The organism is Enterococcus sp. DIV1224 (assembly GCF_050555455.1).
In the GTDB taxonomy this organism is placed as follows: domain Bacteria; phylum Bacillota; class Bacilli; order Lactobacillales; family Enterococcaceae; genus Enterococcus_B; species Enterococcus_B lactis.
In genome coordinates, this window is sequence record NZ_CP187859.1 from 751,579 (window position 1) to 766,656 (window position 15,078).

Below are 15,078 nucleotides of genomic sequence, written 5' to 3' on the forward strand. Positions count from 1 at the left end.
TGCTTGTTCATGAGAAATTTCTCATGTAAAATGGATAGAAAATAAAACTGTTAAGGTGGAAACTATTCATGGATAAACCAATTTTTGGTGAAAAAAAGCAATTTGCTGATTATCAAACCCGTTATGCAGCATATATCGTCATAGAAAAAGATCAGCAGATTGCAGTAATCGAGGCTCCAAATGGTGCTTTTTTTCTTCCTGGCGGGGAAATTGAAGGAGATGAGACGAAAGAAGAAGCAATCGTTCGTGAGCTAATAGAAGAAATGGGGATTGCGGCAGAAATTGCTTTCTATCTGGGAGAAGCAGAGGAGTACTTTTACTCGAATTATCGTGCAACTTATTACTATAATCCAGGATATTTCTTTGCTGCTGATTCTTGGAAGCGTATAGGAGAACCCACAGAAAAGACCAATAAAATCTGGTGGGTCAGTCCTCGAGAAGCACTTGATAAATTGAAACGTGGCAGCCATCGATGGGCAGTCGAGAGATGGATCGAAAAAAATAATAAATAAAAACTGAAAGAAAGCGAGTAGACCAGCTTTCTCTCAGTTTTTTATTTATTACAGAACGTATTTTTTGATTGCTTCAGCTACACCGTGTTCGTCGTTCGATGAAGTGATGACATTTGCTGCTTCTTTGACAAGAGAAACGGCATTTCCCATAGCTACTCCTAGACCAGCATATTCAATCATGGATAAGTCGTTCTCGTTATCCCCTATAGCCATGATTTCATCTTGGTCAATACCAAGATGTTGTCCAAGATTCGCAACTGCCGCACCTTTACTTGCTTCTTTATTTAGTACTTCGAAGTAATAGGGTGCACTTTTGACCGTTGTGTATTTATCACGGAAAGTTTGCGGTAAACGTGCAATTGCTGCGTCTAAAATTTCTGGTTCGTCGATCATCATCATTTTGACGATGTTCATGTCTGGTGTCATTTCTTCAGGTGTTCGATATTTTAGCGGCATCTTGACTAAGCTTGCTTCGTGTATCGTATAAGCGCTGATATCTCGATTAGGTGTGTAGATTGCTTTGTCATCAATCGAATGGAGATGACTGCCAACACGGCGTGCCATCACTTCGATTTCTAGAAAATCTTCATGAGTCAGACCGTGACGGGCGATGATTTTACCTGATTTTGTTTGTTGTACGAGTGCCCCATTATAAGTAATAACGTAATCATTATCTTGAAAAAGGTCCAGCTCGTTTAACTGTTCTTGGACACCTGGTAAGGGGCGACCAGTACATAAAACGATTGAGACCCCTTTTGCAACAGCAGCGGCAATCGCTTCTTTTACTTCTTTTGTTACTTCTCTTTTCTCATTTAATAAAGTACCATCGATGTCGATAGCGACTAGTTTGATAGCCATAATTTCCTCCAATATATTTTAGTTTATTTCAATCAATGCGCCATTACGGATATGGCTGGCAAATTCTTGATAAGTTTCATCAAATAAATCATAATGATCACGCAAGGATGGGTCAACCATTTCTTTTGGAAAGAAAAATCGCTCATCTCCTTGTTCTTGTCCCGCTAAAGCGGCAACAAGCTGACTCACCTGTGATAATTCTATCAAAGTTCCGTCATTTCGCAAAATCTCGATTTGCGTACGATGTCTGCCTTGTTCTGGGCGATAAAAATCATAAGGCAGATCGTAGCTAGAGTTGACAGCAGTGTAATAAACAGGGTTATAGCCGACCTTTTCTACTAACAAAGTGAGTTTTTGAATCAAATTTGAATCTCGGTTGCCAGAAAAAGTGGCGGATTTCAGTGGTTTACGATTCAAAAAACGTTTAGCTAAATCATTTAAAATAGGATCAGCAGATTCAGACCATTGAGTAAAGTAAGTACCCAAGACCCCATCATCAAGTTTGAGGTATTCTTCTAAAGTAAAGCTTCCGTCAAGAAATGGCAAGAGTAGTTGAGAGTGTAGTTCAAAACTGCTGGCATCTTCTTGATACAACTCGTGCGCGCGATGAAGCAGATGCTCCAAGATCACTTCCATACCACGGGAAACAGGATGGAAGTACACTTGCACATACATTTGATATCGGCTAACGATATAATCTTCCACTGCATGCATGCCGCTCATGGAAAAGGCGATCCCGCCTTCATATGGACGAATCACACGTAATATTCGGGTAAGGTCAAATGTTCCATACTCCGTTCCGGTGAAATAAGCATCCCGAAGCAAATAGTCCATTCGATCTGCATCGATCTGGCTGGAAATCATTTGGACAACTTGCGGATTAGAGTAGGTTTTTTGGATCACGCTCGCTACTTTTTCAGGAAAACCTTCTTCTACTCGGTTAAGGATCTGATACACCTCTGTTTCTGGAGAAGTGATAATCTCTACAGTGATAGCCTCGTGATTCGTATGGAAGATGTGCTCGAATGTATGAGAGTAAGGACCGTGACCGACATCATGCAATAGTGCCGCACATAAAGTTACCAGCCGTTCCTGATCATCCCAGCCTCCGTTGCCTATCTTTTCTTTTGGAAAATTTCGAGAAAAGATATCGCAAATTCGTCTTGAAATCTCATAAACACCTAATGAATGGGTAAAACGGCTATGTTCTGCTCCGTGAAAAGTGAAAGAAGCAGTGCCTAATTGTTTGATTCGTCGCAGACGTTGGACTTCTTTCGAGTTGATCAAATCTAAGATTACTTGATGCTGGACATGGATATAGTTATGGACTGGGTCACGAAAAACTTTCTCCATAGGCAGCATTTGATATTTATAAGGGGTTGTCATATTGTAGCTCCTTTATGTTATTGCGTTGTTCCATTCTCTGGATTTGGTTGTTCCATTGCTCCAGCTGGATTTCTTTTTTTAGCCAGTCGGTAGAATCCAGTAAATCACTTGCAGAATACAGCTTTTCAAAAGCTTTTGCAAATGCTTCTTTGACTTCTTCTACGAGAAGGGGATAGTCAAGCAGTTCTTCAAGTGTTGCCATTGTGGCAGGATCGACTGCAGGATAGCCATTTGTACCAAAGCTTTCTTTTAAAGCAGATTGATAAAATCGTTTCATGACTTGCCCACGCTTTTCCTGATTACCGTTGACACTTAAGTACATCATAACAGAAATCCCATTTTTGATGCGACGCTGAGCGATGCCGGCAAATTTTTTGCCATGGATGCTTAAATCATAAGTTCCAGGACAATAAGAATGGGTGATTTCGAATGCTTGAATCGGTGCCTTCGGAAAGGCGTATTTAGTCAATCGGAGCATTTGCTCGTAAGCTCCATCGATGGTTATTTTTTTTTGGTCATTCTGGGGGAAAATCAAAGAAATATTCAAAATCCCTTCGTCTGATACGATTCCTAATCCACCTGAGTTTCTGATTACCGGAGCATAACCTGCATCTTTCAGTGTTTGGATCCCGTCTCTAAGAAAAGGTGTCCGAACATCTTTCATACCTAAGATGACGGTGCAGTCATATTGCCAGAAATGCAAAAAGATCTGCTGGTGTTCTTTGGAATATTCCGTTAATATATCTGTTAATGCGAAAGGGGAAAAGTCGTTTTTTTGATAAATGTGCTGATCTAGTCGAATCGCAGGGTTCATTCAACCGGCTCCTTTTTATAAATTCATATTTTCTACAATATTATACTCTAAATTCAAGGAGTTGTTTTGGAAAAAAGGTTTTCTGTAAAAATGGACAAGTTGGTTGACAAAACAAAAGAAACTAGGAACAATGTAGCTATGAGAAGTAAAGGAGAATGAAGAATGGAATTATCACAAGGAACACCGATTTCGATCAAATTGCGTACAAAAGTGAAACAACAAGGGGAAGTGCAAGATTTTTATTTTGATTTGAAAGGGCAAATGGTGACGATTGGCGATACGCTGTACATACGGTATAAAGAGATGCAAGAGGAAACAGGCGATGAAATCCCTGTAACGATCAAATTAGTTCCAGATGGTCATGTACAGCTGATTCGTGCAGGAGAAATGCGAATGCGTTTGAAATTTGGTTATAAAGAACGGTTAGAAACAGCCTACCGAACACCATACGGTATGATTCAGATTGCTACCTTTACGAAAGAACTGCATGTAAGTTTGAAAGACCGTCCCACAGCAGGAAAGGTTCGGATCGATTATGATTTGTTCATGGGACTAGAAAAAATCGGCGAATATTATTTGACATTGGATTTTACAGCGTAAATATAAAAGAAAAGTTTGATTTTTTGTGTCTGATTTTGTATGATAAGGAGTAGACTGTGAAAGGACGTGTCCTGATTGGAAATTAGTGTATTTGAAGGTGCAAACAAAAGCGAATTATCAATGATCGAAGTAGCACACGCGATCTTAGAACAACGTGGCGATGTCATGGATTTTTCTGATTTAGCCAACCAAATCCAAAACTATCTTGGTAAATCAGACAGTGAAATTCGTGATTCACTCGCACAATTTTATACTGACTTGAATATTGACGGCAGCTTTATCTCATTAGGGGATAATCGTTGGGGCTTGCGTTCATGGTATGCTATCGATTCGATCGATGAAGAAGTAAACCATGGAATGGACGAAGAGGATGAAGATACTCCGCGTCGCCGTAAACGCAAGAAAGTCAACGCCTTTATCAATGATGATGAAGACGCGATCGATTACAATGACGATGACCCAGAAGATACAGATCTGACAGAAGAAGACGACGATGATCTGTTTGATGACGATGATGATGAAGATGAAGAAATCGCTGCTTATAATTCTGACTTGCAAGAAATTGGAGCAGATGACCCAACAGATGATGAAGAAGACTTGCCTGGGAATATCGAAGAAGATTTAAGTATCATAGACGAAGACGATGATGATGAAGACTATGAAGAGGAAGAATTTTCTGACTCTGAAAAAGAATAAACATCATTTACTGTAGAGGCTGTGACGGAAGTGGTCAACTTCAAGAAATTTCCACTTATTTCCGAAGAAGCTACTTCTAGAACACCGTGTATCAGAGGTTGCAATAGAGACGTTGAACCTATCGGAATAAGGAGGTGTGACATGATTTTTGTCACACCTTCTTTTTTGTATATAAAAATTCAAAGTAAATACATAAAAAATAAAATAATTGAAACTTTTAGCGTACCTTGTACGTCATATTAAGTGAGGCGGAAAGGAGTGGAGAATGATTTTTACTGGATATAAGAAAAAACGGCAGATTGAAAAATACCGTCACCTGCTGAATGGACTCATCGAAACTGATTATCAAAAAATGTTCCGTATCACGATGAATTACGTACATGATAAAGAAGAGGCCTTAGATGTGATGCAAGATAGTTTCCATAAAGCACTGAAGTATTTTGAAAAAGAAAAAGAAATCGAGCATTTTAGTGCATGGTTTTACCGGATATTGATCCGCACGGCATTAGATAGTTGGCGCAGACAAAAAAGGACACCTGTTGACTTATTTGAAATTCAAGATATCCCGCAGCAATTACCTTTAGAAACTTCCGTTGCAGAACTTCATATGATTTTAGATAAAATAGACAGTCCGGAAAAAGAGATTCTGATCCTTTACTTTTTTGAAGGATTTCGTTTGAAAGAAATTGCGACTATCTTAGATATGAACGAAAACACAGTTAAAACAAAAATGTATCGTTCACTGAATGTTTTACGTCAAATCCTAGAATGAAGGAGAGAAGACCGCTATGTATTCTCAAAAAGAAAAGTTAAAAAAACTAAAGAAAACTTATAAAGAACAAGAAATTCCAAGAGGGCTTCAAGAGGAGATCCGCCAGCGTTTTCTTATCGAAGAGCAATCATTCATAAAAGCAAGACGGAGAAAAAGACGCCTCCAAGGGTTCGTAGTATCTTTGGCTATCGTGATGATTACAACAAGTAGTCTCCTTTTTAATAGTCAAGTTCGAAGCTTTGCAGAAGACTTGCCAATTTTAGGATCAGTCATTGAATTGATCTTAGGTGAACGTTTTACTGATCAATCTGAAAAAATAGATATTCAAGTACCGAAGATCCATACTCAAAATGAGAAAGAAAACAAAACGATTCATGGATTAAACCAAAAATACTTTCACGAAGGACAAGCAGATTTTAAAAAAGCTGAAAAAGAATATGGAAATCTTGAAACGGATCATTACCAAGTTCTGGGTGATTATCAGAAAATCGTAGACGATGACCGGTTTCTTGTGATCGAAAGACAGATTACCCAAACAGCAGCGGATAGCCACGTTGAAAAAAGATACGACACGATCGACAAGAAAAACAGTGTCCAGCTCTCACTTCCGCTGTTATTCAAAGATGACACCTATCTATCTGTTTTGACAAAAGAAGTCAAGCGGCAAATGGCCGAACAAGTCAAGGAAGATCCGTCTAAGTACTATTGGACTGAACAAGATATTCAAGAAGGAACGATAGAAAAACCAACACTTGTTACACCAACACGAAGTTTTTATTTGAATAAAGAGCATCAATTAGTTCTGACTTTTTCTCAATATGAAATTGCTCCTGGTTATATGGGAACACCAGAATTCGTCATTCCCAAGTCCGTGACAAAAACGATTTTGGCATCGGAAAATTATTTGGATCATTAGGCGAGAAGTAGTTGCGACTAGCAGTTTCAAATTTTTACAGTTATTTTCAAGTAAGTAATTAAGAAGAGAAAGAAGAGAGGTAGTGAAAAGAAATTACTTAGTTATCAGTATCATTGCTTTATCCGTGCTTTTATTTTTCGAAGTCACTTCGGTCGCATCATTGATCAGCGAAGAGAAAGGAAAAGTAACTTCATCGGAACGCTCATCACAATCTTTCAAACAATCAGAACAATCAACGAATAAAAACAAGTCGACTGAAACAGCTAGCGTCAATGAATCCACTCAAGAATCAGTGAAATCAACACAAAGTCAATCAACTGAACCAGAACCAACACAAGAAAGTACAGAAGCTGTCCAAGATCCAACTGTCAAAAGTATTGCCATCAGTTTTGATGATGGACCAGGAGCGACCACGACACCACAGCTGTTGCAAATACTTAAAGAAAAAAACGTACACGCCACTTTTTTTGTTTTAGGAGAAAATACGGCGCAACATCCTGAAATTGTGAAGCAGACAGCTGAAGCAGGACACGAGATCGGCAATCACACGTATGATCATCAGGATCTGGCGGTGCTTTCTGCCCAGTCGATCACAGAAGAAGTGGCAAAAACAGACACTGGGATAAAAAAAGCCACTGGTAAAACCCCCACTTTCGTTCGTCCGCCCTATGGTTCGATCACAAGTGTAGGAGCAAGTGTTATCCGGCGGCCAATCATCGAATGGTCGGTCGATTCAGAAGATTGGAAGACAAGAAATCCTGATTTGATTTTGCAGAAGATCCAAGCAACAGTATACGATGGTGCAATTATTTTATTCTATGATATTTATCCTGAAACGATTCGTGCCGTCCCTCAAGTGATCGATTATCTGCAAGAGCAAGGGTACCGCATTACGACAGTGGGGGATTTATTAGGACATCCAACGACTGTCGAGAATTATTATGGCAGAAACGATCATCGGCCAGTCCAGTAAGTGAAAACAAGTATACTATAATAAAAAAACTGTCCGCTAATTTTTTTGGTGGACAGTTTTCACTTGAAAAGTAAAGAAGCAAACATTCGGAAGTTATGCTAAAATGGCAATAGAACGCGTCCTGAGGGAATCGAACCCTAATAGTTGTACACATTCAAGGTATGTCAGCATACAATAGGAGTGATATTATGTTGAAGGTTGCTATCTGCGATGATGAACTTGGCATTACTAACTATGTAGGTAATTTGTTGCAAAATTATGATCCAGATTTATTTGAACCTTATGTATATTATGATCCGTCAAAGTTGATCAAACAAATGGATCAATTAAATTTTGATATGTATATTTTAGATATTGAATTTCCAGGAAAGAATGGAGGTAGCAGATTTTATTCGGCAAAATGATTTCAATGTTCCGATTATTTTTTTAACGAGTTATCGAGAATATATGGAAAAAGTCTTTAAATTACATACGTTTGATTATATTCTGAAACCGTTGGAACAGAACTATTTTTTTCAAGTGATTGAAAGGGCTATCAAATATTTAGGAGTTTTAAATAATAAATTGAGTTTTCCTATAGAAAAACGGATTATCGAATCGCGTTAAATGACATTTTGTTTTTTGAAAAAAATAGACGTCAAGTATTCATCAATATGACATCTCAAAACAAATATGTAGCAAATATGTCAACTTCGGAGATCATTGCTAAGATGACATCAACATTTGTTCAAACACATACTTCATTTATTATAAATATGGAGCATATAAGAGAAATAGGAAAAAACTATGTTCGATTAAGCAATTGCGAAAATATCATTGAATTGCCTATAAGCAGAAAGTTTAAAACAGACGCTCTAACAAAGATACTTATGCGAAAGAGAGATTTATTCTAATGGAAGATGAGTTACTTCGAAATATTAGTCTAATAATGTACGTTTTTTTGCTCGATTATTTTTTCTCTGGAGTGGCAGTAAAAAAAGTAAGACTTTCTTGATAAATTTAATTATTTGTACGATTATTTTATTCAATTTCCTTTCGAATCTTTTTTTACCGTTTGAATATTTACCTTATATTAATATTTTCTTGAGTCTTTTTGTAATTGCGAGTATTGCGAAGAAATATTTTTTATCAGATAGTGAGATTTTCTTTTGGATGTTGTTTCTACTAGCAGTTAATTTCATCTGCGAATCGGTTTCCGTCAAGTTGATTCAGTTAATAATTTTGAATCAGGTAGAAAATACAATTACTCATTATTCGATCCTATTTAGCACTAGTCTCACGTTACTTATCGAAATTTTATTTTTCTTTGGCATGCGACTATTCCTTTCACGAAAAGAAACGCTACATAATCAAATTAATACTATATCTCTCTTAACAATGAGTTCAATTCCGATTATTTCAAGTATCATACCTTTCGGGTTTCTTATGTCAGAAGTAAACATGGCCATCAATAGAACGATAATAGATATTTTTATAACGATGGGAATTGTAATCATGAATATTTGTGTTTTATGCCTTTATCACAGTATTTCTTTTCATCAAGCACATATCAATCAAATCTCTCTAGAGAAGAAGGCGCTTGAATCAGAAATAAAATATGTGGAGGAAATTAAAAAGAGCCAAGAGAATCTGAAACAAATTAGACACGATTTGCGAAATCATTTTTTAGTTCTATCGGGGCTGTTAGAAAATGAAGATATTTCTTCAGCTAAGAAATATCTGAGGAAGACGATGAAACAACAAGAAACGATTACTGACTTTTATACTTCGGATCCTATCTTGAATTATATTTTAAATGAAAAACTGACTATAGCAGAACAATCGGAAATTCAGGTCAATACATCGATTTTTATATCAGAAAATGTAAAAATTGATTATGATATTATAGCAATCATTGTGGGAAATCTAATGGATAATGCAATCGAAGCATGCACTCGAAATAACGGAAAAGGCAAAGATATCACCGTGATTATTAAGCAGTTTAAAAGTGATCTTTTCATAGAGATAAATAATGCTTATTTAGTCAATGAGAGATATACAAGAAAGGAAAGACAGAGTGCTGGTATAGGTACAAAAAGTATAAGATCTTTAGTCGAGAAAAATGGTGGAATCTATCATACTTGGACTGAAGCTGATAGATACTTTGCAAGCATCGTATTGTTTGATGTTTATGAATAGAGACTACAGAATTTAAAAGTTAGTCTGTCTGGTTTTCCATTATTGGAATTTAAAGTATTTCTGTTTTTTCTATGCGTTGTGTAAAGGTGATTAGTGTCATTCCAATAATCAGAGCGATAAAAACTGACAGTATAAATGTTAATATTGTGTAATTCAATACACCTAAAACGACAATATTTGAAACACCTATAATGTTTATAACAGCAGTGATAGAGGTGGTTTTATATAATTCAGCTATTTCAATTCTTCTCAAAATCTTCAATTCCTCCGTGATAGTGCTCTTAATGACAATGCGCCGGTGATGATTAACCAAATACTAACTGTTAGGATATTTTTTAGTTGAATAAATCCAGAGCCAAAAAAAGAAGTACGAATCAAATTGGCTGTTGGGACAAAAGGTAAGAAATCATATATTATTTTTGTCCATTCAGGCAGTCTATCGGCCGGATAAGTAATCGGTGAAAAAAGTAACCCGCCAATCATGATGATTTGTGTCATTAAAGACACTCCGTTAGCGGGCAGCCAGTAAGCAATACAAAATCCGATAGAAATCATCGACATTTGAGCTAAAATCAATAAAGCGACAGACAGGACAGAAAAATGAATCGCTAGACCAAATTTTAGGGATGAAGCAAGAAAAGACATCAGGATTCCTGGTAAAGAAGCGAATCCCCAGATAATAAAATCAGCCAATAGGAGATTGAATCGGGAAACGGGCAGTGTTCTTTGATAAGAAACGATCCCATTTTGCTTAGCAGTGCTTACTATCTGTGCCGATAAGACGCCCCCAACAGCAATAATCCCAAGTACTATTGCACCAGAGGATAAATAGACAGCGGTTGTATCATCCATTGTAGGAATTAAAAAAGTGAGTCCGTAAACAATTGCTAATGATAGTAGCAGTTGGGCCACTGTAAAGACTGGCAAAAGTACCTTGTATCTTACTAGACTCCATCTAAGTAAAGCGTATAATTGAAATAATCGACTATCGGAAGGGCGTGAATAGGAATCGTAGCTTTGCTTATTTTTCATTCGTTAATCCTCCGTATGTGTTTTCTAATGTTTGAGGTGATAAGCTATAGTTCGTTACTTCTCTTGATGAAATCTTTTCATTAATCCATATCATTGCATCAACTACTTGTTCTTGTGACAAAGTGACATCGTAACGTAACTCACCCTTTTGTAAGATACAGCCAATATTTCTAGGTAATTCTTGCATTTCAAATTCCTTATCAGAGAATAGTACAAGGTGCATTTGGATCAACGTTTTTTCTAACGATTCGCGAACATACGCATCTTTAATTAAAGTTCCCTTATCAAAGAGTAGATATCTATCTGCATATTGATCTACTTCGAGTAAATTGTGAGTTACCACAATTACAATGTGTCCTTTTTGAGCTAATTTTCTTAAGGAATTCCAAATGATTTTTCTTCTTATCGGATCAACATTATTTGTAGGTTCATCAAGCAGTAAGATTGGTGGAGGGGCAACAATAGACATGGCAAATGAAGTAAGCCTTTGCAATCCGCCTGATAGTTTCTGCCCTTGTACATGTGCCCATTTCGAAATTTTAAGTTCTTGCATAATCTCTATAACGTGAGTCTGGGTATCAGATTTATTAAATCCTCGTATCCTTAAAATAGCTTCAATAGACTGTTGCATGGTAACCCCATCTAATGGTGCATGAAATTGGGGCATCATTGCTGCAAATTGCCTAGCCATTTTCCAGTTTTTATCTAAAGAGTGGCCTTGAAAAGTAATACTACCGGAAGTAGGTTTTGTTCCGCCTATGATTTGATTTAAGAAAGTTGTTTTTCCTGCACCGTTGTGTCCAGTTACAGCAACAATTTCTCCAGGGGAAAAAACGATAGTTATATTTTTATTGGCAAAATTACTACTATTCTTATATTTTTTTGAAAGAGAATGGATACTTAAATGATTGTTCATAGTAAAATCACGTCCTAAAGTAGTTGATTGTTGGTATTAACCACACTAAAAGAATGAATATATCTGCACCCATTCCTAGAGCAAGGATTAATTTCGAATGGCAAGTCTTGTTATCAAACAAAAAAGGATCATCCCTAATCATGTTTAAAGTTAAACGTATGTCAGTTATACTGTAGACTCGAAATTGCCAAGCATTAAGATCGTCGAATCAATGTTTTATCATCAAATTCGATAAATTAATAATAAAACAAAAATACGTTCAACAATCTAAATGATACAATTAACCAAGTAGCTGTAATATTTAACCTTATTCAAACTTTAGTGTATAAACAAGATGATTTAACTTGAAAATAAAGTTATTCATACAAAAGAGATGAATCAACAAAAAATTAGAAGTGTTAGAATATGTCCATAAACAAAAGGGATAAAAGTCAATTATATGTACATTTTATGTTGGAGTGAATAGATTCTGGTGATTTAGTCGAAATGTGATTGATAAGTGGTTAGATGAACAGGTATAATAAGTGCGTATCTACTTTAGCATGTTGCTATGGAAGACATTCAAACATCAGCATTTCAAAAATAAAAGTGACTTGCGTAACGTTGAGGGTAGGAATTAATGGGTAGGCAAATTTTAGGAAAAGCAAAAAAAAGACACTTTCCGTCTCTGGTAGAAAGTGTCGTGAATCCTACTATAAAAAAATAGAACGCGTCCTGAGGGAATCGAACCCCCGTCTCAAGAACCGGAATCTTACGTGATATCCACTACACTAAGGACGCAAGCACTGGGATAATTGTAACTAAACAGATAAAAAATTACAAGGGGATTGGACAAAAAAATGAAATTTGAGCAAAATTTTTCACAAAAACAGCAGCAGACACAGAAACTAGCCATGACGCAACAGTTGCAGCAGTCCATCCAAGTTTTACAATATAACAGTGAAGAGCTGTTGGCATTCGTTGAGAACCAAGCAATGGAAAACCCATTGGTGGAAGTTGTTGAGCCGGAATGGCAGCCAGATTACATAAAAGCTTCTTCATCTTCTTATGAAGGAGAAGAGACAAATTACCTAAATCAGATTCCTGATACAAAAGGGTCTTTATTTGATTCATTGATCGAACAAGTCCACTTGAATTACCGAGATACTTTTTTAAGGAAAATCGTTCTTTATCTTGTAGAATACATCGATTTGAACGGATTTTTGACGATTAGTTTAGAGGAAGCTGGAAAAGAGATCGGAGCGACGCCTATCCAAATGCTCGATGCGTTGACACTAATCCAGCAATTAGAACCAGCTGGAGTAGGTGCACGTAGTTTGCAAGAATGCCTCATGCTTCAAACGGAACGGGATGATTATGCGCCGGAACTAGCCTACATCGTGCTAGAAGAATGTTTTGAGCAATTGGTGGAGCGAAAATGGAAAGAGATTGCGCAGCGTTTTTCTGTTGATTTACACGCTGTTCAGCAAATATTCGACTATTTGCAAACATTGAGCCCAAGTCCAGGACGAATTTTCGATCGTAGTAGCGAATTGTACATTATTCCTGATGTCCGGGTATTAGTGGACGATGGAAATGTACAAGTCATCTCAAACCGAAAAAAACAACCGAATATCCGATTTCAAGAGACCTACTTCAAGCAAATGTCACAACAAGCAGATAAAGAAACTGAAAATTATTTAAAAGAACGGAAACAGGAATTCGAATGGTTGAAGAAAACGATCCTCCAACGCGGGGATACAATTTTGCGGGTTGCTCAAGTCATTGTTTCTCGGCAAAAAGCTTTCTTTATCGACAAGGAGCGGCCCATCAAACCTCTTACGTTAAAGGAAGTTGCGACCGAGATAAATGTGCATGAATCTACGGTCAGTCGAGCAGTCAACGGGAAATATTTGGAAACAGATTTCGGTGTATTTGAGTTAAAGAAATTTTTCACTGCAAGAATCCCTACTAACGGTGCAGAACAGACAGAAGATCTTTCGGCAGATACTGCGAAGAAAAAGTTGCAGAAATTAGTTGATCAAGAAGACAAAAGCAAGCCGTTGTCGGACCAGAAATTGGTTGAATTGCTGAAAAAAGATGAGATAGCGATCTCAAGACGGACAGTAGCAAAATACCGTGATTTATTAGGAATCCCGAGTTCATCAAAAAGAAAACGTTATGATAATTAATCATCCAAAAGATCAGAAAAAGTATTTTAATTTTTCTGATCTTTTTAGTTGAAAAACGAAAGCAAAACTGTTAGACTAACAGTCGTGAGGTTGAGATTTCCCTTTATTGATGTGAAATTCGAAAAGTTAATTTCTTTTTTTTATCGTATATGGGTCGTTTTAAGTCTACATTGGACGCAAAGTGTCCAACTAAGGAGATCGCTATGCTAGATGAAATAAAAATGATTGAATCTGTTGCACCAGATATTATCGAAGTGTTGCAAGAACGCTATAAAATTTTACGAAATATCTATTGGATGCAGCCGATTGGACGTCGAAGTTTATCAGAAAGTATGGGGATAACAGAACGAGTATTGCGAACAGAAACAGACCTTTTGAAAAATCTGAATTTGATCGATACCTCAAAAAGCGGTATGACGCTGACAACTAAGGGTGAAGAAGTTTATCAAAGTCTTGAAAACTTCATGGATCAGCTTTTAGGTACGCATCAAACCGAACAACAGTTGGCAGAATATTTTGGTAATCAGCGCTGTATCGTTGTTTCAGGAAACAGCGAAGAGCAAACCAAAGTGGCTGATGCATTCGGCGAAGCGCTGAGTGAAGCCTTAGACCGACTGCTTCCGGAAGGCGAGAATATCATCGCTGTGATGGGAGGAACCACCATGGCAGTTGTAGCAGAACAGTTGTCTAATCTGGAAAATAAAAAACGGCATAACCTATTTGTCCCTGCAAGAGGCGGGATCGGTGAAGCGATAACTGTACAGGCAAATTCTGTCAGTGCAAGAATGGCTGCCAAAGCAAACGGAAACCACCGTGCACTTTATGTTCCGGAGCAATTAAGTCTGGCAACTTACAATTCTTTACTCAATGAGCCATCTATCCAAGAAGTCTTAAACTTGATTAGTGAGGCGAATTGTGTTATTCATAGTATTGGGCGTGCATTACACATGGCAGCACGTCGAAAGATGACTGAAAAAGAATTAGTCATGCTGAAACAAGCAAATGCTGTAGCGGAATCCTTTGGCTACTTTTTCAATGAAAAAGGCGAAGTTGTTTATAAGGTCCCTAGGATCGGCATAGAATTGCAAGATTTGGCGAAAGTCCCAATCATCATGGCGATAGCGGGCGGAAAATCAAAAGCCAAAGCAATTCGAGCTTATATGAAAAATGCACCAAAACAAACGTGGCTCATCACTGATGAAGCTGCTGCAAACGAGATTTTAAAAGGGGTAACCCTTTAAAATAAATATTTTT

At 37.2% G+C, this 15,078-nt stretch carries 17 protein-coding genes and 1 tRNA gene; 11 read left to right on the top strand and 7 right to left on the bottom strand.

The features are described 5' to 3' along the window. The first annotated feature begins 68 nt into the window (after positions 1 to 68). Entirely contained in the window at positions 69 to 512 is a 444-nt protein-coding gene (locus IGK53_RS03500; protein WP_430605001.1) for an NUDIX hydrolase, read from the top strand. 48 nt (positions 513 to 560) lie between these two features. Here IGK53_RS03500 and yidA read toward each other — a convergent pair whose 3' ends face one another. Genes yidA through IGK53_RS03515 form a run of 3 tightly spaced genes read right to left on the bottom strand, consistent with a single transcriptional unit; the run spans position 561 to position 3,570 of the window. Then, on the bottom strand, positions 561 to 1,370 hold the full coding sequence (gene yidA / locus IGK53_RS03505) for a sugar-phosphatase (protein WP_002292832.1): 810 nt from the start codon (positions 1,368 to 1,370) through the stop codon (positions 561 to 563). Between the two features lie 18 nt (positions 1,371 to 1,388). Continuing rightward, positions 1,389 to 2,756: an HD domain-containing protein gene (locus IGK53_RS03510; RefSeq protein ID WP_002308544.1), complete on the bottom strand. Its 1,368-nt coding sequence runs from the start codon at positions 2,754 to 2,756 to the stop codon at positions 1,389 to 1,391. Further along, positions 2,740 to 3,570 carry a lipoate--protein ligase family protein gene (locus IGK53_RS03515; protein WP_002342855.1) on the bottom strand — a complete coding sequence of 277 codons (831 nt, stop codon included), beginning with the start codon at positions 3,568 to 3,570 and terminating at the stop codon, positions 2,740 to 2,742. Before IGK53_RS03515 ends, IGK53_RS03510 begins: the two co-directional genes overlap by 17 nt. A gap of 162 nt (positions 3,571 to 3,732) precedes the next feature. On the opposite strand from IGK53_RS03515, the gene IGK53_RS03520 reads away from it, so the two are divergent. From IGK53_RS03520 to IGK53_RS03555, 8 genes are all read left to right on the top strand, one after another. Beyond that, complete coding sequence (locus IGK53_RS03520; protein WP_002292826.1) at positions 3,733 to 4,170, top strand: DUF1934 domain-containing protein; 438 nt, start codon at positions 3,733 to 3,735, stop codon at positions 4,168 to 4,170. A gap of 75 nt (positions 4,171 to 4,245) precedes the next feature. After that, a complete protein-coding gene (gene rpoE / locus IGK53_RS03525; protein ID WP_002292825.1) occupies positions 4,246 to 4,866 on the top strand; it encodes a DNA-directed RNA polymerase subunit delta in 621 nt (206 codons plus the stop codon). A gap of 265 nt (positions 4,867 to 5,131) precedes the next feature. Then, positions 5,132 to 5,638, top strand: coding sequence for an RNA polymerase sigma factor (locus tag IGK53_RS03530; protein WP_002292824.1), 507 nt, complete (start codon positions 5,132 to 5,134; stop codon positions 5,636 to 5,638). A gap of 16 nt (positions 5,639 to 5,654) precedes the next feature. Beyond that, complete coding sequence (locus tag IGK53_RS03535; RefSeq protein ID WP_002308550.1) at positions 5,655 to 6,554, top strand: RsiV family protein; 900 nt, start codon at positions 5,655 to 5,657, stop codon at positions 6,552 to 6,554. Positions 6,555 to 6,636: 82 nt separating this feature from the next. Then, on the top strand, positions 6,637 to 7,527 hold the full coding sequence (locus tag IGK53_RS03540; RefSeq protein ID WP_073357422.1) for a polysaccharide deacetylase family protein: 891 nt from the start codon (positions 6,637 to 6,639) through the stop codon (positions 7,525 to 7,527). A 188-nt stretch (positions 7,528 to 7,715) separates the two neighbouring features. Next, complete coding sequence (locus IGK53_RS03545) at positions 7,716 to 7,931, top strand: hypothetical protein (protein ID WP_253253567.1); 216 nt, start codon at positions 7,716 to 7,718, stop codon at positions 7,929 to 7,931. Between the two features lie 210 nt (positions 7,932 to 8,141). After that, positions 8,142 to 8,420, top strand: a complete 279-nt coding sequence (locus tag IGK53_RS03550; protein WP_253248205.1) for a LytTR family transcriptional regulator DNA-binding domain-containing protein — start codon at positions 8,142 to 8,144, stop codon at positions 8,418 to 8,420. Between the two features lie 547 nt (positions 8,421 to 8,967). Further along, complete coding sequence (locus IGK53_RS03555; RefSeq protein WP_271104428.1) at positions 8,968 to 9,705, top strand: sensor histidine kinase; 738 nt, start codon at positions 8,968 to 8,970, stop codon at positions 9,703 to 9,705. Between the two features lie 49 nt (positions 9,706 to 9,754). On the opposite strand, the gene IGK53_RS03560 is transcribed toward IGK53_RS03555, so the two are convergent. The 4 genes from IGK53_RS03560 to IGK53_RS03575 all read right to left on the bottom strand — a co-directional run bounded on the left by IGK53_RS03560 (position 9,755) and on the right by IGK53_RS03575 (position 12,433). After that, positions 9,755 to 9,958 (bottom strand): hypothetical protein, encoded by a 204-nt coding sequence (locus tag IGK53_RS03560; protein WP_228840951.1) that lies wholly within the window; start codon positions 9,956 to 9,958, stop codon positions 9,755 to 9,757. A gap of 5 nt (positions 9,959 to 9,963) precedes the next feature. Beyond that, on the bottom strand, positions 9,964 to 10,737 hold the full coding sequence (locus tag IGK53_RS03565; RefSeq protein WP_002342849.1) for an ABC transporter permease: 774 nt from the start codon (positions 10,735 to 10,737) through the stop codon (positions 9,964 to 9,966). Beyond that, positions 10,727 to 11,653, bottom strand: coding sequence for an ABC transporter ATP-binding protein (locus IGK53_RS03570; RefSeq protein ID WP_073357423.1), 927 nt, complete (start codon positions 11,651 to 11,653; stop codon positions 10,727 to 10,729). Before IGK53_RS03570 ends, IGK53_RS03565 begins: the two co-directional genes overlap by 11 nt. Before the next feature lie 708 nt (positions 11,654 to 12,361). After that, positions 12,362 to 12,433: transfer RNA gene (locus IGK53_RS03575), tRNA-Arg, on the bottom strand. 59 nt (positions 12,434 to 12,492) lie between these two features. On the opposite strand from IGK53_RS03575, the gene rpoN reads away from it, so the two are divergent. Beyond that, positions 12,493 to 13,824 carry an RNA polymerase factor sigma-54 gene (gene rpoN, locus IGK53_RS03580; RefSeq protein ID WP_430605005.1) on the top strand — a complete coding sequence of 444 codons (1,332 nt, stop codon included), beginning with the start codon at positions 12,493 to 12,495 and terminating at the stop codon, positions 13,822 to 13,824. A 149-nt stretch (positions 13,825 to 13,973) separates the two neighbouring features. Continuing rightward, entirely contained in the window at positions 13,974 to 15,065 is a 1,092-nt protein-coding gene (locus IGK53_RS03585; protein WP_002316430.1) for a sugar-binding transcriptional regulator, read from the top strand. The last annotated feature ends 13 nt before the right edge of the window (positions 15,066 to 15,078 follow it).

What these genes read in the sequence shown, in the direction of transcription:
- IGK53_RS03500 (WP_430605001.1), top strand. Translation starts at nt 69, where the DNA reads ATGGATAAACCAATTTTTGGTGAAAAAAAGCAATTTGCTGATTATCAA.
- IGK53_RS03515 (WP_002342855.1), bottom strand. Translation starts at nt 3,570, where the DNA reads ATGAACCCTGCGATTCGACTAGATCAGCACATTTATCAAAAAAACGAC.
- IGK53_RS03535 (WP_002308550.1), top strand. Translation starts at nt 5,655, where the DNA reads ATGTATTCTCAAAAAGAAAAGTTAAAAAAACTAAAGAAAACTTATAAA.
- IGK53_RS03510 (WP_002308544.1), bottom strand. Translation starts at nt 2,756, where the DNA reads ATGACAACCCCTTATAAATATCAAATGCTGCCTATGGAGAAAGTTTTT.
- IGK53_RS03530 (WP_002292824.1), top strand. Translation starts at nt 5,132, where the DNA reads ATGATTTTTACTGGATATAAGAAAAAACGGCAGATTGAAAAATACCGT.
- IGK53_RS03570 (WP_073357423.1), bottom strand. Translation starts at nt 11,653, where the DNA reads ATGAACAATCATTTAAGTATCCATTCTCTTTCAAAAAAATATAAGAAT.
- IGK53_RS03565 (WP_002342849.1), bottom strand. Translation starts at nt 10,737, where the DNA reads ATGAAAAATAAGCAAAGCTACGATTCCTATTCACGCCCTTCCGATAGT.
- IGK53_RS03520 (WP_002292826.1), top strand. Translation starts at nt 3,733, where the DNA reads ATGGAATTATCACAAGGAACACCGATTTCGATCAAATTGCGTACAAAA.
- IGK53_RS03585 (WP_002316430.1), top strand. Translation starts at nt 13,974, where the DNA reads ATGGGTCGTTTTAAGTCTACATTGGACGCAAAGTGTCCAACTAAGGAG.
- IGK53_RS03545 (WP_253253567.1), top strand. Translation starts at nt 7,716, where the DNA reads ATGTTGAAGGTTGCTATCTGCGATGATGAACTTGGCATTACTAACTAT.
- IGK53_RS03555 (WP_271104428.1), top strand. Translation starts at nt 8,968, where the DNA reads ATGGCCATCAATAGAACGATAATAGATATTTTTATAACGATGGGAATT.
- rpoN (WP_430605005.1), top strand. Translation starts at nt 12,493, where the DNA reads ATGAAATTTGAGCAAAATTTTTCACAAAAACAGCAGCAGACACAGAAA.
- yidA (WP_002292832.1), bottom strand. Translation starts at nt 1,370, where the DNA reads ATGGCTATCAAACTAGTCGCTATCGACATCGATGGTACTTTATTAAAT.